14 protein-coding genes are annotated in these 18,611 nt (G+C 76.0%); 11 read left to right on the forward strand and 3 right to left on the reverse strand.

Going from position 1 to position 18,611, the window contains the following annotated elements; all coding sequences use genetic code 11:
• Position 1: 1 nt before the first annotated feature.
• Positions 2-1,051, reverse strand: a complete 1,050-nt coding sequence (gene moaA / locus KKR89_RS08620; protein WP_208194990.1) for a GTP 3',8-cyclase MoaA — start codon at positions 1,049-1,051, stop codon at positions 2-4.
• Positions 1,052-1,136: 85 nt separating this feature from the next.
• Between moaA and KKR89_RS08625 the strand changes: the two genes are divergently transcribed.
• From KKR89_RS08625 to KKR89_RS08635, 3 genes are read left to right on the forward strand one after another with little or no spacing between them, the layout of a single operon-like run.
• Positions 1,137-2,384 carry a molybdopterin molybdotransferase MoeA gene (locus KKR89_RS08625; RefSeq protein WP_208194991.1) on the forward strand — a complete coding sequence of 416 codons (1,248 nt, stop codon included), beginning with the start codon at positions 1,137-1,139 and terminating at the stop codon, positions 2,382-2,384.
• Positions 2,381-2,860 (forward strand): cyclic pyranopterin monophosphate synthase MoaC, encoded by a 480-nt coding sequence (gene moaC / locus KKR89_RS08630; RefSeq protein ID WP_208194992.1) that lies wholly within the window; start codon positions 2,381-2,383, stop codon positions 2,858-2,860. The genes KKR89_RS08625 and moaC overlap by 4 nt, the downstream gene beginning before the upstream one ends.
• Positions 2,853-3,359: a MogA/MoaB family molybdenum cofactor biosynthesis protein gene (locus KKR89_RS08635; protein ID WP_208194993.1), complete on the forward strand. Its 507-nt coding sequence runs from the start codon at positions 2,853-2,855 to the stop codon at positions 3,357-3,359. Before moaC ends, KKR89_RS08635 begins: the two co-directional genes overlap by 8 nt.
• Before the next feature lie 21 nt (positions 3,360-3,380).
• Here the strand turns inward: KKR89_RS08635 and KKR89_RS08640 are convergent, their stop codons facing one another.
• Positions 3,381-3,722, reverse strand: coding sequence for a cupin domain-containing protein (locus tag KKR89_RS08640; protein ID WP_208194994.1), 342 nt, complete (start codon positions 3,720-3,722; stop codon positions 3,381-3,383).
• Between the two features lie 305 nt (positions 3,723-4,027).
• Between KKR89_RS08640 and KKR89_RS08645 the strand changes: the two genes are divergently transcribed.
• Both KKR89_RS08645 and KKR89_RS08650 read left to right on the forward strand, forming a co-directional pair.
• Positions 4,028-5,449 (forward strand): MFS transporter, encoded by a 1,422-nt coding sequence (locus KKR89_RS08645; protein WP_208194995.1) that lies wholly within the window; start codon positions 4,028-4,030, stop codon positions 5,447-5,449.
• On the forward strand, positions 5,449-9,621 hold the full coding sequence (locus KKR89_RS08650; RefSeq protein ID WP_208194996.1) for a bifunctional nitrate reductase/sulfite reductase flavoprotein subunit alpha: 4,173 nt from the start codon (positions 5,449-5,451) through the stop codon (positions 9,619-9,621). The genes KKR89_RS08645 and KKR89_RS08650 overlap by 1 nt, the downstream gene beginning before the upstream one ends.
• Before the next feature lie 16 nt (positions 9,622-9,637).
• On the opposite strand, the gene KKR89_RS08655 is transcribed toward KKR89_RS08650, so the two are convergent.
• Positions 9,638-11,221 carry a molybdopterin-dependent oxidoreductase gene (locus tag KKR89_RS08655; RefSeq protein WP_251141079.1) on the reverse strand — a complete coding sequence of 528 codons (1,584 nt, stop codon included), beginning with the start codon at positions 11,219-11,221 and terminating at the stop codon, positions 9,638-9,640.
• Positions 11,222-11,415: 194 nt separating this feature from the next.
• On the opposite strand from KKR89_RS08655, the gene nirB reads away from it, so the two are divergent.
• From nirB to KKR89_RS08685, 6 genes are all read left to right on the forward strand, one after another.
• On the forward strand, positions 11,416-13,974 hold the full coding sequence (gene nirB / locus KKR89_RS08660) for a nitrite reductase large subunit NirB (protein ID WP_208194997.1): 2,559 nt from the start codon (positions 11,416-11,418) through the stop codon (positions 13,972-13,974).
• Positions 13,971-14,390: a nitrite reductase (NAD(P)H) small subunit gene (locus KKR89_RS08665; RefSeq protein WP_208194998.1), complete on the forward strand. Its 420-nt coding sequence runs from the start codon at positions 13,971-13,973 to the stop codon at positions 14,388-14,390. Before nirB ends, KKR89_RS08665 begins: the two co-directional genes overlap by 4 nt.
• Positions 14,387-15,652, forward strand: a complete 1,266-nt coding sequence (gene cobA, locus KKR89_RS08670; protein WP_208194999.1) for a uroporphyrinogen-III C-methyltransferase — start codon at positions 14,387-14,389, stop codon at positions 15,650-15,652. Before KKR89_RS08665 ends, cobA begins: the two co-directional genes overlap by 4 nt.
• Positions 15,653-15,660: 8 nt before the next feature.
• On the forward strand, positions 15,661-16,770 hold the full coding sequence (locus tag KKR89_RS08675; RefSeq protein WP_208195694.1) for a uroporphyrinogen-III synthase: 1,110 nt from the start codon (positions 15,661-15,663) through the stop codon (positions 16,768-16,770).
• On the forward strand, positions 16,767-17,507 hold the full coding sequence (locus KKR89_RS08680) for a sirohydrochlorin chelatase (protein WP_208195000.1): 741 nt from the start codon (positions 16,767-16,769) through the stop codon (positions 17,505-17,507). Before KKR89_RS08675 ends, KKR89_RS08680 begins: the two co-directional genes overlap by 4 nt.
• A 138-nt stretch (positions 17,508-17,645) precedes the next feature.
• On the forward strand, positions 17,646-18,611 hold the full coding sequence (locus KKR89_RS08685) for a UDP-glucuronic acid decarboxylase family protein (RefSeq protein WP_208195001.1): 966 nt from the start codon (positions 17,646-17,648) through the stop codon (positions 18,609-18,611).

Consider the following 18,611-nt stretch of genomic DNA (forward strand, 5'->3'; position numbering starts at 1 on the left):
GTCATCCTCCGATCGCGCTCATGGTCCGTGCGGGCTGCAGGAAGGTCGGGTCGTCGATGCCGTGGCCCGCGGCCTTGCCGAGCATCGCGGAGCGCCACGCGTCGGCGACGGCGGCGTCGTCGGCGCCGCCGCGCAGAAGTCCGCGCAGGTCGTCCTCGTCGCGCGCGAACAGGCAGCTGCGGACCTGCCCGTCGGCCGTCAGCCGCGTCCGGTCGCACGCGCCGCAGAACGGCCGCGTCACCGAGCCGATGACGCCGACCGTGGCGCCCGGGAACCCGCGGACGTGCCAGGTCTCGGCCGGGGCCCCGCCGCGCGCGCCGTCCGGCTCGGCCTCGAGGACGAACGCCGTCGCGAGCGCGTCCAGGATCTCCCGCGCCGTCACGAGGTCCTCACGCCGCCACGAGCCGTGCGGGCCCAGCGGCATCTGCTCGATGAAGCGCAGGTGGTAGCCGTGCTCGAGGGCCCACGTCAGCAGCGGCACGGCCTCGTCGTCGTTGACCCCGCGCACCAGGACGGTGTTGACCTTGACCGGTGCCAGGCCCGCGGCCGACGCGGCCGCCAGCCCCGCGAGCACGTCCGCGTGCCGGTCGCGACGCGTGATGGAGGCGAAGCGCGCGGGGTCCAGGGAGTCCAGGGAGACGTTGACGCGGTCGAGCCCCGCGTCCGCCAGCGCGCGGGCCCGCTTGTCCAGCCCGAGCCCGTTGGTGGTCAGGGCCGTGCGCACGCGTGAGCCGTCCGCGGTGCGCAGCTCCCCGGTCGCCGCGACGATGCCCTCGAGCCCGCGCCGCAGCAGCGGCTCACCGCCCGTGAACCTCACCTCGCGGATGCCGAGCCGCTCGACCCCGATGCGGACCAGGCGCACCATCTCGGCGTCGGTGAGCACGGTGTCGTCCGGTGCCCACGGCAGCCCCTCCGCCGGCATGCAGTAGGTGCAGCGCAGGTTGCAGCGGTCGGTCAGGGACACGCGCAGGTCGGTCGCGACCCGGCCGTACCGGTCGACCAGGCCACCCCCGCGCGGCGCCGCGGCACCCGCGGCGCTCACGGCTCGCATCCTGTGATGATACGGACACCCTTCCCCGTGCGCGCCCGCCCGACGCCGGGGCGGGGGGACGGGTGCGTCGCAGTAGGTTGGGCGCATGGTCGACGCCCCCGCCGGAGCAGCGCTCCCGGTGCGCACGGTCCGCTCGCTCGACGAGCACGCGGCGGCCGTGCTCGCGCTGTCCGGGCCGCTGCCGGCGGTGAGCGTCGCGATCGGCGACGCCCGCGGTCGCGCGCTCGCGTCCGACGTCACCGCCGCGGTCGACCTGCCCCCGTGGGACAGCTCGGCGATGGACGGGTACGCGGTGCGGGCGGCAGACCTGCGGCCGGGGGTGGTCCTGGCGGTCGCCGACGACGTCCCGGCGGGTGACACGCGCACGGTCGAGCTGCCTGCCGGGTCCGCCGTGCGCATCATGACGGGCGCACCCGTGCCGTCCGGTGCGGACGCCGTGCTGCCGGTCGAGCTCACCGACGGCGGCACGAGCCGCGTCCGCGTCGACGGAGGGGTCGCCGCGGGCGCGCACGTCCGGCGTCGCGGCGAGGACGTGCGCGTGGGCGACGTGGTGCTGCGCGCCGGCGACGTGATGGGCGCCGGTGCGGTCGGCCTGCTGGCCGCGACCGGGCACGTGCGCGTCGAGGTGCACGCGCGCCCGCGCGTCGCGGTGCTCTCGACGGGCTCCGAGCTCGTCTCCCCGGGTGAGCCGCTGCGCCACGGGCAGATCCACGAGTCCAACGGCCCGCAGCTGGCTGCCGCGGCCGCTGCGGCCGGCGCCGACGTCGTCGCGGTCGTCGCGGTGCGCGACGACCTGACCGCCGTGCGGGCCGTGCTGGCGGACCTCGCGGCGCGGGCCGACCTGGTCGTCACCACGGGTGGTGTGTCCGTCGGGGCGTACGACGTGGTCCGCGACGCGCTCCTCGCCGACGGCGACGCCGAGCTCGTGCACGTGCGCATGCAGCCCGGCAAGCCGCAGGCGGTCGGTGTGCTGCCGGGCGGCACGCCCGTCCTCGCGCTGCCCGGCAACCCCGTGAGCTCGTTCGTGTCCTTCGAGGTCTTCGTCCGACCGCTGCTGCGTCGCATGCTCGGCGCGCGCGGCGTGCACCGTCGCACGTTCACCGCCACGCTCGCGACGGGGCTCCGGTCGCCGGCGGGGCGTCGCCAGCTGCTGCGCGCACGTCTCGACTGGAGCACGGGCGCTCCCGTCGCCGAGCTCGTCGGCGGCCCCGGCTCGCACCTGCTGGGCGCGCTCGCCCGGGCGGACGCGCTGGTCGACGTCCCCGAGGACGTCACGGACCTGGCGGCGGGGTCCCCCGTGGCCGTCATCGACCTGAGGGAGCACGACGCGTGACCCAGCACGACCGCCTGACCCACGTCGACGCGCACGGCGCGGCCCGCATGGTCGACGTCGCCGACAAGGACGTCACCGTCCGCAGCGCCCGCGCCACCGGCCGGCTCGTGACGACGCCGCAGGTCGTCGCGCTGCTGCGGGGTGAGGGCGTGCCCAAGGGCGACGCGCTCGCGGTCGCGCGCATCGCCGGCATCCAGGCCGCCAAGCGCACGCCCGACCTCGTGCCGCTGTGCCACCCGATCGCGATCCACGGCGTGCGCGTCGACCTCGAGGTCGTCGACGACGGCGTCACGATCGACGCGACCGTGCGCACCGCCGACCGCACCGGGGTCGAGATGGAGGCGCTGACGTGCGTCGCCGCCGCCGGCCTGACGCTGATCGACATGGTCAAGGCGGTCGACCGCGGTGCGTACCTCACCCACCTGCGGGTCGAGGAGAAGTCGGGCGGCCGCAGCGGGACGTGGACGCGTGACTGACGCGACCGACGCGCCCCCGGCACCGCGTGCGGTGGTCGTGACCGCGTCGGACCGCGCCGCGGCGGGGCAGTACGACGACGTGTCCGGGCCGCTGCTCGTCGACGGGCTGCGGGCGCTGGGCATGGACGTCGCCGACGCGGTCGTCGTGCCCGACGGGACGCCGGTGGAGCGCGCGCTGCGCCGCGCGGTCGCCGACGGTGCCGCGCTGGTCGTCACGACGGGCGGCACGGGTCTCGCGTCCCGCGACATGACGCCCGAGGCGACGCTCGCGGTGGTCGACCGGGTCGTCCCCGGCATCGCCGAGGCGCTGCGCGCCGACGCGGTCCGCCGCGGTGTGCCTGCGGGTGTCCTGTCCCGGGGAGTGGCAGGCGTGGCCGGACGGACGCTCGTCGTCAACGTCGCGGGCTCCACGGGCGCCGCGCGGGACGCGCTGGAGGTGCTGGCCGGCGTGCTGCCGCACGCGCTGTCCCAGCTGGCGGGCGGCGACCACCCGGCCTGACCTGCGGCGGCAGCGCGCCGGTCAGCCGTGCGGGCGCGTCGCGACGTTGGTGACGGTGGTGAGCAGCAGGACGCTGTCCTCGATCGCGACGACGGAGTGGCGCTCGTGCGTGAGCTGCCACAGCTCGCCCGCAGCCACCTCCTGCTGCACGGTGTCGTCCACCTCGACGCGCACGTGGCCGCTCAGGGCCTGCAGGCTCGCGGCCGGCGGTGAGGAGTGCTCACCCAGCCGCGCCCCGGCGACGAGCGCGAGGACGGTCTGGCGCAGCTCGCCGTCGTTCACGACGAGCTGGGCGCTGCGGCCGTGCGGGTCGGTGCGGGCGGCGGCGAGCAGCTCGGTGGACAGGGTGCGCAGGTCGGGCATGGGTCGATCCTCCCAGGGTCGGGTCCGGCCGCGGGACAGGTCCGGCGTGCCGGTCCCCAGCCTGCGCCAGGGGGGGCCGGGGCGCCACGTCGCCGGACCGGAGCGCGTCTTCTCACACCCCCCGAGGAGCGCGTGTGCGCTGAACGTTCGCGGCGGGTTACGCGGGCACGTGGTCGGGCGAAACACGCCGTCCCTAGCGTCGGAGGACGACGCCGGCACCTCGCGGCGCCACCCGCCGGGTGACGACCCGGCCCCGACGCCCGCAGACGCGTGCCCGAGCACGCGCCCGACGCCCGGAGGCTCCCGTGACCCAGACCCCGACGACGCCCGCACCCCCCGAGGGAGCGCCCGCGCCGCCCGCGACGACGACCCAGCAGAGTCCCGGCGCCGTGGTGCTGACCCCGGCCGGGACCACGCCCGAGCTCGTGCGTCACCGCGGCCGCTGGCTGCACGGCTGGGACCCGGAGGCGCCCGACCAGTGGCAGTCGGTCGGGCGCGGGGTCGCGCGGCGCAACCTCACGCTGTCGATCTTCGCCGAGTTCCTCGGCTTCGCGGTGTGGGCGCTGTGGAGCATCGTCGTGCCGCAGCTGCCGGAGGCGGGCTTCGCGCTCACGTCCGACCAGATGTTCTGGCTCATCGCCGTCCCCTCGCTCGTCGGGGCGACCCTGCGCATCCCGTACACGTTCGCGGTCCCGCTCTTCGGGGGTCGCAACTGGACGATCGTGTCCGCGCTGCTGCTGCTGGTACCGGCCGGTGCTCTCGCGTGGGCCGTCCAGCGCCCGGACCTGTCGTTCACCGTCCTGCTGGTCGTCGCCGCGCTCGCCGGCGTCGGCGGCGGCAACTTCGCCTCCTCCATGGCGAACATCTCGTTCTTCTACCCCGAGCGGGAAAAGGGGCGCGCGCTGGGCCTCAACGCCGCCGGCGGCAACATCGGCACGGCGGCGGTGCAGCTCGCGGTGCCGCTCGTGATCGTCATCGGCGCGGGCGTGCACCTCGAGCGCGCCGGCCTGATGTTCGTGCCCCTCGCGGTCCTCGCCGCGGTGCTCGCGTGGCGGTACATGGACAACGTCAAGGACGCCGCGGCCGACCCGCGGGCCTACGGCTCGGCGGCCCGCCAGAAGCACACGTGGGTCATCTCGTTCATCTACATCGGCACGTTCGGCTCGTTCATCGGGTTCTCGGGCGCGTTCCCGACGCTCCTGAAGAACGAGTTCCCCGGCATGACGCTGTCGATCGCGTTCCTCGGCGCACTCGTCGGGTCGGTCGCGCGGCCCGCCGGCGGGATCCTCGCCGACCGGCTGGGCGGGGCGCGTGTGACGGTGGTCGCGTTCGCCGTCATGGCCGCCGGGACGGTGTCGGCGATCTTCGCCCTGCGCTCGGGGTCGTTCGGGCTGTTCTTCGGCTCGTTCCTCCTGCTGTTCCTCGCGACGGGCGCGGGCAACGGCTCGGTGTACCGCATGATCCCGGCCGTGTTCCGCCACGGTGCGGGCGACGCGACGGACCGCGCGCGGCGTGCCAAGGTCGCGGCGGGCTGCATCGGCATCGCGGGGGCCGTGGGGGCGGTCGGCGGGTTCCTCATCCCGCGCGGCTTCGCCGTCTCGACCACCGCGACCGGCGGGATCGAGTCCGCACTGTGGGTGATCGTCGCGATGTACGGCGTCATGGCGACCACGACGTGGGTCGTGTACGGCCGCCGCGGCTCGTCGTTCGGCGACGCCCTCATCTGATGACGCTCACGACGACCGCGCAGGACGAGCGCACGGCCGCGACGCGCGTCGCGACCGTGTGCTCGTACTGCGGTGTGGGCTGCGGCATCGTGCTCGACGTCGGCGACGACGGCACGGTGACCCGGGCGAGCGGCGACCGGACGCACCCCGCCAACGCCGGGCGCCTGTGCACCAAGGGCGCGACGAGCGCGACGATGCTCGCCGCCGGCGGGCGGCTCACGACCGCGCTCGTGCGGCCCGAGCGCGGTGCCGCACCCGTGCTAGCCGACGTCGACGCGGCGATCGCGACGGTCGCGCACCGGCTGCGCGAGATCCTCGACCGCGACGGGCCCGACGCGATCGCGCTGTACGTGTCCGGGCAGATGAGCATCGAGGCGCAGTACCTGGCCAACAAGCTCGCGAAGGGCTTCTGGCGCACCAACCAGATCGAGTCCAACTCGCGGCTGTGCATGGCCAGCGCCGGCACGGGGTACAAGCTGTCGCTCGGCTCGGACGGCCCGCCGGGGTCGTACGAGGACCTCGACCACGCCGACGTGTTCCTCCTGGTCGGCGCGAACATGGCCGACTGCCACCCGGTGCTGTTCCTGCGGCTGCTCGACCGGGTCAAGGCGGGCGCGAAGCTGATCGTCGTCGACCCGCGCCGCACCGCGACCGCCGACAAGGCCGACCTGTTCCTGCAGGTGCGGCCCGGGTCGGACCTCGCGCTGCTCAACGGGCTGCTGCACCTGCTGGTCGAGGCGGGCGCGGTCGACGAGGAGTTCGTCGCCGAGCACACCCAGGGCTGGGAGCAGATGCCGGCGTTCCTGGCCGCGTACCCGCCCGACGTCGTCGAGGAGCACACCGGCGTGCCCGCCGCGGACCTGCGCGCCGCGGCCGGGCTCATCGCCGGCGCCCGGGACTGGGTCTCGTGCTGGACGATGGGCCTCAACCAGTCGACGCACGGCACGTGGAACACGAACGCCCTGGTCAACCTGCACCTTGCGACCGGCGCGATCGGGCGCCGGGGCAGCGGGCCGTTCTCGCTGACGGGCCAGCCGAACGCCATGGGCGGGCGGGAGATGGGGTACATGGGCCCCGGCCTGCCCGGGCAGCGCAGCGTCCTCGACGCCGACGACCGGGCCTTCTGCGAGGACCTGTGGGGCGTGCCGCGCGGCACGATCCGCGCCGACGGCGTGGGGACCGGCACGGTCGACATGTTCCGGCGCATGGCCGACGGCGACATCCGCGCGTGCTGGGTGATCTGCACCAACCCCGTCGCGTCCGTCGGCAACCGGCGCACGGTCATCGAGGGGCTCGAGCGCGCCGAGCTCGTCGTCACGCAGGACGTGTTCGCCGACACCGAGACCAACGCGTACGCCGACGTCGTGCTGCCCGCCGCGATGTGGTCCGAGGCCGACGGCGTCATGGTGAACTCCGAGCGGACCATGACGCTGGCCCGCCGCGCGCTGGCCGCGCCCGGGCAGGCGCTGGCCGACTGGGAGCTCATCGCGCGCGTCGCGACCGCGATGGGCTACGACGGGTTCACCTACGGCTCGCCGCAGGAGGTCTTCGACGAGCTGCGCCGGGCGTCCAACCCGCGCACCGGGTACGACCTGCGCGGCGTCACGTACGACCGGCTGCGTCGCGAGCCGGTGCAGTGGCCCTGCGCGTCGCCCGACGCGCCCGCGCGGAACCCCGTGCGCTACCTCAACGACGGCGAGCACCGGCCGGTCCTCACCCACCCCGACGGCACTCGCCCGCGCCTGGCCTTCGCGACGCCCACCGGCCGGGCGGTCTTCCACGCGCGCCCCCACGCCGACCCGGCCGAGATGCCCGACGACGAGCACCCGTTCTGGTTCACGACCGGCCGCGTGCAGCACCAGTGGCACACCATGACCAAGACGGGCAAGGTCCCGGCGCTCAACAGGCTCGAGCCCGGACCGTTCGTCGAGGTCAACCCCGCCGACGCGGCACGCCTGGGCCTGACGGACCGCGCCCCGGTCGAGGTCGCGTCGCGCCGGGGTCGCGCCGTGCTGCCCGTCGTCGTCACGGACCGCGTCCCGGCCGGGACCTGCTTCGCGCCCTTCCACTGGAACGACGTCTTCGGGGAGTACCTCGCCGTGAACGCCGTCACCAACGACGCCGTCGACCCGCTGTCCTTCCAGCCCGAGCTCAAGGCCTGCGCGGTCGCGCTGACGCCCGTGGCGGTCGTCGACCCCGCGCCCGCGCTCGTCGAGCCCTCCGCCGAGCCGATACCCGAGGCCGCGCCGATCGACGGTCCGGCGACGATGCGTGCTCTCGCGGCCGCGCTCGGCGTCGACGACGTGGCACCACCCGCCCTCGGCGACGACGAGCGCCGCTACCTCGCGGGCTTCCTCGCCGGCCTGGGTCGGGGCGCCGCGGGCACGCCCGTGCTGCCGCCGACCGCGCCGCTGCGCGGCGACCACGCGCTGTGGGTCGACGGCGTGCTGGCCGGCATGTTCTCGCGTGCGCCCGCACCGCCGCCGACCGCGGCGCCCACCCGGACCGTGACGGTCCTGTGGGCGTCGCAGACCGGCACGGCCGAGGAGGTCGCCGGCGTCGTCGCGCAGCGTCTCGCGCACGCGGGCCGCACCTCCCGCGTCGTCGCGATGGACGACGCGCTCGACGACCTGCCGCGCCACGGTGACGTGGTCCTGGTGACCAGCACCTTCGGTGACGGCGAGGCACCCGACAACGGCACCGCGCTGTGGGACCTGCTCGCCGACCCGCAGGCGCCGTCGTTCACGGGTGCGCGGTTCGCGGTGCTCGCGCTCGGCGACCCCACCTACGACAGGTTCTGCGGGCACGGGCGCCGCCTCGACCACCGGCTCGCCGAGCTCGGTGGGCAGCGGCTCGTCGACCGCCTCGAGCGTGAGCCCGGGGACGACGAGGCCGTCGAGCGCTGGGTCACCGCGCTCGTGGCCGCGCTGACCGGTGACACCGGGCCGCAGGACGACGGCCCCGGCGGGCCGAGCGGGCGGCGCGCCCCCGCGACGAGCGCACCCCGCGAGCCGGCACCCGGTGTCGTGCCGGCGGTGCGCGCCACGCGGACGACGCCCGGGACCGCACGCCTCGTCGGACGCCGCCGCCTCGGCGAGCCCGGCTCGGCCAAGGAGGTGCGCGAGATCCTGCTCGACACGTCCGGCTCCCCGCTGCCCGTGCCGTACCGCGCAGGTGACGCGCTCGCGGTGCGGCCCGTGACGCCGCTCGCGCTCGTCGAGGAGTGGCTGGCCGCGACGGGCCTGGACGCCGACACGCCCGTCGTCCTCGGTGGTGCGGCACGTCCGCTGCACGAGGCGCTGGCGACCGGGCTCGACCTCGGCCGTCCCGCGCCCGCGCTGCTGCGGTTCGTCGCGGAGCGCGCCACGGGCACGGCGGGCACCGACCTGCGCCGCCTGCTGCGCAGCGAGAACCGGCAGGACCTCGCGGCGTGGACGTGGGACCGCGGGGTCGTCGACGTGGTCGCCGAGCACCGCGTGGCGGCGACCGCCCAGGAGTGGGTCGACGCGCTGCGCCCCCTGCAGCCGCGCGCGTACTCGATCTCCTCGAGCCCGTCCGTCGACCCGCAGCTCGTGCGGCTGACGGTGTCGGTGGTGCGCTGGGCGAGCCCGGCGGGACGTCCACGCGGCGGCACGTGCTCGACGTTCCTGGCCGATGCGGGGCCCGACGCCGAGGTCGCCGTGCACGTGCAGGCGAGCACGCACTTCCACCCGCCCGACGACCCCGCCGCACCGGCCGTGATGATCGGGCCGGGAACGGGTGTGGCGCCCTTCGTCGGCTTCCTCGCCGAGCGCGAGGCGCGCGGGCACACCGGGGACAACTGGCTGGTGTTCGGCGAGCAGCACGCGGCGACCGACTTCTGGTACCGCGACGAGCTCGACGCGTGGCACGAGCGCGGCGTGCTCACCCGGCTCGACACGGCGTTCTCGCGGGACCAGCGGCAGAAGGTCTACGTCCAGGACCGCCTGCGCGAGCACGGCGCCGCGCTGTGGGCCTGGCTCGAGCGGGGGGCGCACGTGTACGTCTGCGGCGACGCCTCGCGCATGGCACCGGACGTGGACGCCGCGCTGCGCGACGTGGTGGCCCGGCACGGCGCCCTGGCCGGGCCGGAGGCGTCCGCGCACGTCAAGCGCCTGGCCGCCGAGCGCCGCTACGCGCGCGACGTGTACTGAGGCGGTCGGCCCGGTGTCAGGCCACGCGGACGAGGAGGGTGTCGTAGCCGCTCGCCCCGTCCGGCACGGCGCCGGCGGGGACACCGGTCTGGGGGCCTTTGGGGTCCCAGGCGCGCACGGCCAGCAGGTGCTCACCGGCCGCGGCGTCCTGCCACGTCCAGCGCCACTGCCGCCACGTGTCGACGCCGGCAGCGGCCGCGAGGTCGGCGTCCTGCCAGGGCCCCTGGTCGACGCGCACCTGGACGCGCTCGACCCCCCGGTGCTGGGCCCACGCGGTGCCCGCGACGACGACGTCGCCGCTCCCGACGGCGTCGCCCGGGCGCGGCACCTCGATGCGCGACTGCGTCTTGACCGGCCCCCGCTCCGACCACCCCCGCGCGGTCCAGTACGCCTCGGCGCGGTCGAACCGGGTGACCTCGAGGTCGGTGACCCACTTGGTCGCCGAGACGTAGCCGTACAGGCCGGGCACGACCATGCGCACCGGGAACCCGTGCTCGGGCGGCAGCGGCTCGCCGTCCATGGCGATCGCGAGGAGCGCGTCCCGGTCGTCGGTCAGGGCCTCGATCGGGGTGGACGCGGTGAACCCGTCGACGCTGCGCGAGAGCACCATGTCGGCGTCCGCCGTCGGGACGGCGCGCGCCAGCAGCTCGCGCACGGGCAGGCCGAGCCAGCGCTGGTTGCCCACGAGGTCCCCGCCCACCGGGTTGGACACGCAGGCGAGCGTCACCCACGCCTCGACGAGGTCGCTCGCGAGCAGCTCGTCCCAGCCGATCTCGACCTCCTGCTCGACCATGCCGTGCACCCGCAGCCGCCAGCGCGCGGGGTCCACCTGCGGCACGACCAGCGCGGTGTCGATGCGGTAGAAGTCGTCGGGGGGCGTCGCCCAGGGCGCCACGCCCTCGACGCCCACGTCGACGGCGCCCGGTGGCACGGGTGCGGGCCGGGCGGGCGCGGGCAGGCGCAGCGAAGCCCGGACGGCCTGCGCGCCGCGTGCGCCCGTCGCGGCGACGCGTCCCACCACCGTGCCCACCACGCCCGCCGCGGCGACCAGGACCGTCGCCTGCAGGAACGTCCGCCGTCCGGACCGGTGCCCCGCGACCTCGTCGCCCGGTGCCGTGGGCGAGGACGCGCTGCCGGGCAGCCGCCGCAGCAGCGTGCGCAGTGCCCACAGGCCGGCACCTGCGCCCACCAGCGCGGGCACCGGTGCGAGCAGACCGGCGTCGGGCCGCGTCGTCGCGGCGAGCGCCGCGAGCCCGCCGAGGGCCACCACCACGACGGCGCCCCACGCCCAGCGCCGTCGCGCGAGCACCCCGGCAGCGGCGGCCAGCACCGCGAGCACGAGCACCTCGCCGACGCCCAGCGCGATCTTGTCCGCCGTGCCGAACGCCACGACCGCCCAGTCCTTGAGCCACCCGGGCGTCGCGTCGACGAACGCAGCACCGACGGCGACCAGGGGGTCGCTCGACGGCCCGGCGAGCACCGCGAGCAGCGCGCCGACGCCCACGGTGACGGCTCCCGCCGCCAGCCCGGCGAGGGCCGCGCGGGCGTCGTCGGGCCGGGCCGGGCCGCCGGCGCGCGCGTCCACCCGCGGGTCCGTCACGAGCGCCACGGTAGGTGGTGGCGTCGTGCCTCGCCAGGTCGGCCTCACATCCGGTGCGCTGCGCGTGAGAGAGAAACGTTCCGGCGCGGAAACGGGTGCGGGTGCCTGCCCGAAACCCCCGGTTCGTAGCGTCGTCGACACGCCCCACCCCGCGCTCGCCGCACGGACGGCGCCGATCTGCACCAGGAGGCCCCATGGACCCCCGTCACCTCGTCGTCGTCGGCGGCGGCATGGTGGCGCAGCGCCTCGTCGAGGCGCTGCGCGACCGCGACACCACCGGCACCTGGCGGGTCACGGTGCTGGCGGAGGAGCCGCGTCGGCCGTACGACCGCGTCGCCCTCACCAGCTACTTCTCGGGCCGGTCGCCGGAGGACCTGTCGCTCGGCGACCCGGCGCTGTGGGACGACCCGCTCGTCACGCTCGTGCGCGGCGACAAGGCCGTCGGGATCGACCGCGACGCCCGCGTGGTCGCGGCGGAGTCGGGGCGGACGTTCACGTACGACCACCTCGTGCTGGCGACGGGGTCGTACGCCTGGGTGCCGCCGATGGAGGGCGCCGACCTCGACGGCGTCTTCGTGTACCGGACCCTCGACGACGTGGCCGCGCTGCGGGGCTACGTCACCGGCCTCGCCGAGGAGCGGACCGTGCGCGGCGTCGTCCTCGGCGGCGGCCTGCTGGGGCTCGAGGCGGCGGGTGCGCTCGACGCGCTCGGCGTGCGGCCCACCGTCCTGCAGGTCGACACGCACCTGATGTCGGCGCAGGTGGACCTCGGGGGTGGCGAGGCGCTCCGGCGCCTGGTCAACCGGCTCGGCATCGGTGTGCGCACGCAGTCCAGGACGACGCGGGTCGTGCCGCACCGGCGCGGCGGCGTGGGCCGCGTGGAGCTGGCCGACGGCACGCGCCTCGACGCGGACGTCGTCGTGGTGGCCGCGGGTGTCCGCCCGCGCGACGAGCTGGGGCGCGGGTCGGGGCTGCCGATCGGGCCGCGCGGTGGTGTGGTCGTCGACGACACCTGCCTGACGTCGGACCCGCACGTGTCGGCCGTGGGCGAGGTCGCCTGCATCCAGGGCGCGTGCATCGGCCTGGTCGCGCCCGGCTACACGATGGCCGAGGTCACGGTCGACCGGCTCCTGGGGGGCGGCGCCGTGTACGCCGGTGCGGACACGGCCACCAAGCTCAAGCTCGCGGGCGTGGACGTCGCGAGCTTCGGCGACGCGTTCGCCCGGACCCCCGGCGCGCTCGAGGTGGTGTGGGCCGACCCGGTGGGCGGCGTGTACAAGAAGCTCGTCATGTCCGACGACGCCCGCACCCTGCTCGGCGGGGTCCTCGTCGGCGACGCCTCGGCGTACGCCAGCCTGCGGCCCATGGTCGGCCGTGAGCTGCCGGGCGACCCCGCCGCGTTCCTCCTCCCCGAGGGGGGCGCCGGGGCGCCGGACCTCGAGCTGCCCGACGACGCGAGCGTGTGCTCCTGCAACAACGTCTCCGCCGGCACGATCCGTCACGCCGTCGGCGAGGACGGCTGCCACGACCTCGGCGCCGTCAAGGCGTGCACGCGCGCCGGGACGAGCTGCGGGTCCTGCCTGCCGCTGGTCAAGAAGCTCATGGCCACCGAGCTCGGCAAGCTGGGGGTCACCGTCAGCAGCGCGCTGTGCGAGCACTTCGCGCTGTCGCGTGCGCAGCTCTACGACGCGGTCCGGGTCGCCGGCCTGCGCACCTTCACCGAGGTCGTCGAGAGGTTCGGCACCCACGGCCGCGGCTGCGACATCTGCCGCCCCGTCGTCGCGTCGATCCTCGCGACCACCGCCCCCGCGCACGTCCTCGACGGTGAGCGCGCCGCGCTGCAGGACACCAACGACCACGTCATGGCGAACCTGCAGAAGGACGGCTCGTACTCGGTCGTGCCGCGCATGGCCGGCGGCGAGGTCACCCCCGAGGGGCTCATCGCCGTCGGCGAGGTCGCCCGCGACTTCGGCCTCTACACCAAGATCACCGGCGGCCAGCGCGTCGACATGTTCGGGGCGCGCATCGACCAGCTGCCGCTGATCTGGCGGCGCCTGGTCGACGCGGGCTTCGAGTCCGGTCACGCGTACGGCAAGTCGCTGCGGACCGTGAAGTCGTGCGTCGGCTCGACGTGGTGCCGGTTCGGCGTGCAGGACTCGGTCGCGCTGGCCGTGATGCTCGAGCTGCGGTACCGCGGCCTGCGCTCGCCGCACAAGATCAAGCTGGGCGTCTCGGGCTGCGCGCGCGAGTGCGCCGAGGCCCGCGGCAAGGACGTCGGCGTCATCGCCACGGACAAGGGCTGGAACGTCTACGTGGGCGGCAACGGCGGCTTCACGCCGCGGCACGCGCGGCTGCTCGCCGAGGACCTGGACACCGACACCCTGGTGCGGACCATCGACCGCTTCCTGCTCTACTACGTGCGCACGGCGGACCGGCTGCAGCGCACGGCGCCCTGGATCGAGGAGGTCGAGGGCGGCCTGGACGGTGTGCGGGCGGTCGTCGTGGACGACGCCCTGGGCATCTGCGCCGACCTCGACGAGCAGATGGCGCGCCACGTCGAGGACTACGAGGACGAGTGGCGCTCGACGCTGGACGACCCCGAGAAGCTGCAGCGGTTCGCGTCGTTCGTCAACGCACCGGACGTACCCGATCCTTCCCTGGCGTACGTCCCCGAGCGCGGCCAGGTCCGCCCCGCGTCCGCCGACGAGCGCGCCGTGCTCGTCGCCGGCACCACCCTGGAGGTGCGCTCGTGACGACCCTCGACGACAGGGCCACGACGTGGCTGACCGTGTGCCGGCTGCGCGACCTCGCGTACGAGCGCGGCGCCGCAGCCCTGGTCCCGGACGAGGTCGCCGGCCGGCCCGTCCTCACGCAGGTCGCGCTGTTCCGTCTGCTCGACGACAGCGTGCTCGCGGTCCAGCAGCACGACCCGTTCTCCGACGCGCACGTCATCGCGCGCGGCATCGTCGGCACCCGCCGCGTGGGGGACGACGACGTCCCGACGGTCGCGTCGCCCATGTACAAGCAGGTGTTCGACCTGCGGACCGGCGTCTGCCTGGACCCGGCCGGCAAGGAGCCGGTCACCGGCCGGGCCCCGGACCTGCGGACCTGGGCCGTCGAGGTCGTCGACGGCGACGTGCGCGTGGCCGTGGGCGGGGGTGCCGGGTGACCGCGCTGCTCGGGGTCGAGCTGGCCGGGCGGCCCGTGCTCGTCGTCGGCGGGGGACCGGTGGCCGCGCGGCGCGCCGAGGCTCTCGCCGACGAGGGCGCGCACGTGCACGTCGTCGCACCGCAGCTGTGCGAGCCGCTCGCCGACCTCGTCGTCGCCGGGCGTGCCCGCTGGTCCGACCGTGAGGTCGTCGAGACCGACCTCGACGACGTGTGGCTCGTGCACACCGCGACGGGGGAGCGGCACACCGACACGTCGGTCGTCGCGTGGGCGTCCGCACGCCACGTGTTCTGCGTGGACGCCGGCGGTCCGCGGCGTCCCGCTGCGGGCACCGCACGCACGCCCGCGGCGACGCGCGTCGGTGACGTGCTCGTCGGTGTCGTGTCGACCACGGGCGCGGACCCGCGACGCAGCGTCCAGGTGCGCGACCGCCTCGCGGCGCTGCTGCGTGCCGGGGACGTCGACCTGCGGCGGCGCAGGGCGGCCCCCGACCGGGGACGGGTCGTGCTCGTCGGCGGAGGGCCGGGGGATGTGGGCCTGCTCACCGTCGCCGGGCGCCGCGCGCTGGCCGAGGCCGACGTCGTGGTCGCAGACCGGCTCGGTCCCACCGACGTGCTCGACGAGCTCCCGGCCGACGTCGAGGTGATCGACGTGGGCAAGTCGCCGGGGCACCACCCGGTGCCGCAGGACGAGATCAACCGGATCCTCGTCGAGCAGGCGCAGCGCGGACGCCTCGTGGTGCGGCTCAAGGGCGGCGACCCGTTCGTCTACGGGCGCGGCGGCGAGGAGGTCGTCGCCTGCCGGGCCGCGGGCGTGGCCGTCACGGTCGTGCCGGGCGTGAGCAGCGCCTTCGCCGCGGCCGCGGCGGCGGGCATCCCGCTGACCCACCGGGGCGTCGTCGGTGCGGTGCACGTCATGAACGGGACGGACGGCTGGTCCGTGGCCGCGCTGACGGGCCTGCGGGACGGCTCGTGCACCGTGGTCGTCCTCATGGGCGTCGCGGCGCTGCCGGGGCTCGTGCGCGACGCGCTCGCCGGCGGTGCGGACCCCGACGTCCCGGTCGCCGTCGTCGAGCGGGCCACGCTCGCCGACCAGCGCGTGACGCGGGCGCCGCTCCACGAGGTCACGGCGCTCTGCGCTGCCCGCGGGGTGCGCTCGCCCGCCGTGGTCGTGCTCGGCGAGGTCACCCGGCCCGGCCTCCTGGACGGCCACCCGGACGCACCGGTGGACGCGGCCGCCGACCCGGCGAGAATGGGCGCGTGACGGGGGAGATGATCGACCAGACGCTGGCCGGCTGCGTCGTGCTCGTCACGGCCGACCGCCGGGCCTCCGAGCTGAGCGCGGCCCTCGAGCGGCGCGGCGCGAGCGTGCGGCACGCGCCCGCGCTCGGCATGGTGCCGCACACCGACGACGCGCTGCTGCTCGAGCGCACGCGCGACCTGATCGCCGACCCGCCCGACACGCTCGTCGTGACCACGGGCATCGGGTTCCGTGGCTGGATCGAGGCCGCCGACGCGGCCGGCGTCGCCGACCGCCTCGTCGAGGTGCTCGGGGCGAGCCGCATCGTCGCGCGCGGCCCCAAGGCGCGCGGTGCCATCCAGGCCGCGGGCCTGAGCGCCGACTGGGTCGCCGAGTCGGAGACCAGCGCGGAGATCGCCGAGACGCTGCTCGACGAGGGCGTTGCCGGCCGCGACATCGTGGTCCAGCACCACGGTGCCGGCGCCGACGGGCTCGACGAGGCGTTCGCAGCCGCCGGCGCACGGGTGCGCAGCGTCGTCGTGTACCGCTGGGGCCCGCCGCCCGACCCCGAGCTGGTCCGCGCGTCCGCCCGCGCGGTCGCCGACGGCGAGATCGACACGGTCGTGTTCACGTCCGCGCCCGGCGCCGCCGCGTGGGTCACGGCCGCCGTCGAGGCGGGCGCCCTCGACGGCGTGCTGCGCCGCCACAGGTCCGGCGGCGTGGTGTTCGCGGCCGTGGGGCCCGTGACCGCCCGGCCGCTGCAGGACGCGGGGATCGAGCCGCTGGTCCCCGACCGCGGACGTCTCGGGTCGCTCGTGCGGGCGGTCGTCACGCACTACGGGGGGCTCGAGGCGCTCGACACGGTCGCCGGACCGCTGCGCGTGCGGCGCGGTGCCGCCGTGCTCGACGGCCGGGTCCTGCCGCTGTCACGCACGGGCCTCGAGGTGCTGCGGCTGCTCGCGCACGCGCGCGGCTCGGTCGTGCCGCGCGAACGGGTGCTGGCCGCGCTGCCGGGGGTATCGTCCGACCCGCACGCGGCCGAGGTCGCGATCGCCCGGCTGCGGGATGCCACCGGCAGCCGCGCGCTCATCCGCACGGTGGTCAAGCGCGGCTACCGGATCGAGCTCCAGGAGCAGACATGACGTCGCACGTCCCGCCCGCTCCCGTGCTCGTCGGCTGCTCGCACGGCACCGACAGCGTGACGGGACGGCAGGCGATCGCGTCGATCCTGGCGGACGTCGTGCTCGCACGCCCCGGTCTGGACGCGCGCGAGGCGTTCGTCGACGTGCAGCAGCCGGAGGTCGACCAGGTGGTCGCCGGCGCGCTGCCGGGCGCGCCGGCCGTCGTGGTCCCGCTGCTGCTGTCGGTCGGGTTCCACGTCAAGGTCGACGTCGCACGTGCCGTCGACCACCCGGGTGCCGCGGCGGCGCGGCCGCTGGGGCCCGACCCGCGGCTCGTCGAGATCCTCGCCGACCGGCTCGCGCAGGCGGGCCTGGAGGACGACGACGCCGTCGTGCTCGCCGCCGCCGGATCCACCGACCCCGCGGCGGCGCAGGCCGTGCGCGAGGTCGTCGCCGCGCTGACGCAGCACCTGGGCCGGCCCGTCACCGTCGGCTACGGCGCCGGCGCGCACCCGCGGGTGCCCGTCGCGGTCGAGGCGGCCCGGACCTCGCTGCTGCCCGGCGGTCGCGTCGTCGTGGCGTCGTACCTGCTGGCGCCCGGGTACTTCCTCGACCGCGTCCGCGAGGCGGGCGCCGACGTCGTCACCGCCGCCCTGGCACCGGACCCCCGCCTCGCCGCGATCGCCCTCGACCGGTACGACGAGGTCGCCGCGCGGGCGGCGGAGACGTGGTCGCCCGCGGTGCCCGCCGGAGCCTAAACACGCCGACGCCCCCGGTATGTCACGGATCGTCCTGCGGTGGTGCGGTTCGACCCGGCGTGGGATCGTCGTCTCGCACCACGCACCTGCGGGCCTGGACCGTGCCGGCGCGCGTGGACGCACACCGCGGAGGCGCGCATGTCGGGCAGCGAGGTCACAGCAGGTCGCGTGGTCGTCACCGGTGGGGCCGGCTTCCTCGGCAGCCACCTGTGCACCGCGCTCGTCGCGCGCGGCGCCCACGTGGTGGCGCTCGACAACTTCCTGACCGGCACCCCGGCCAACGTCGCCCACCTCATGGACTCGCCGCGCTTCCGGCTCCAGCGGTGCGACGTCACGGACTTCGTGCACGTGCCCGGCGACGTCGACCTCGTCCTGCACTTCGCGTCGCCCGCGTCGCCGCTGGACTACCTGCAGCTGCCGATCCACACCCTCAAGGTCGGTGCCATCGGCACCGGGCACGCCCTGGGCCTGGCCAAGGACAAGGGCGCGCGGTTCGTCCTGGCGTCCACGTCCGAGGTGTACGGGGACCCGCTCGTCCACCCCCAGCCCGAGACCTACTGGGGCAACGTCAACCCCGTCGGCCCGCGGGGCGTGTACGACGAGGCCAAGCGCTACGCCGAGGCGATCACCACCGCCTACCGCGCCACGCACGACGTCGACGCGGCGATCGTGCGGATCTTCAACACCTACGGCCCCCGGATGCGTCCCTCCGACGGCCGCGCGATCCCCACCTTCATCCGTCAAGCGCTCGCCGGTGAGCCGCTGACCGTGGCCGGCGACGGCTCCCAGACCCGGTCCGTGTGCTACGTCGACGACCTCGTGCGCGGCATCCTCGCGCTCGCGGACAGCCACCACCCCGGGCCGGTCAACATCGGCAACCCGACGGAGCTCAGCGTGCGGCGCATCGCCGAGGACGTCGTGGCCGCCACGGGGTCCCGGTCGGGCATCACGTTCGTCGACCGGCCCGTCGACGACCCCGAGGTCCGCCGGCCGGACACCGCACTGGCCCGCGAGACCCTCGGGTGGACCCCCGAGGTCGCCTGGGGGGACGGCCTGGCGCGCACCGTGGCGTGGTTCGCTGACGCGCTCGAGCGGACCGCCTGA

It is taken from the genome of Cellulomonas dongxiuzhuiae, assembly GCF_018623035.1.
Lineage (GTDB): Bacteria > Actinomycetota > Actinomycetes > Actinomycetales > Cellulomonadaceae > Cellulomonas > Cellulomonas dongxiuzhuiae.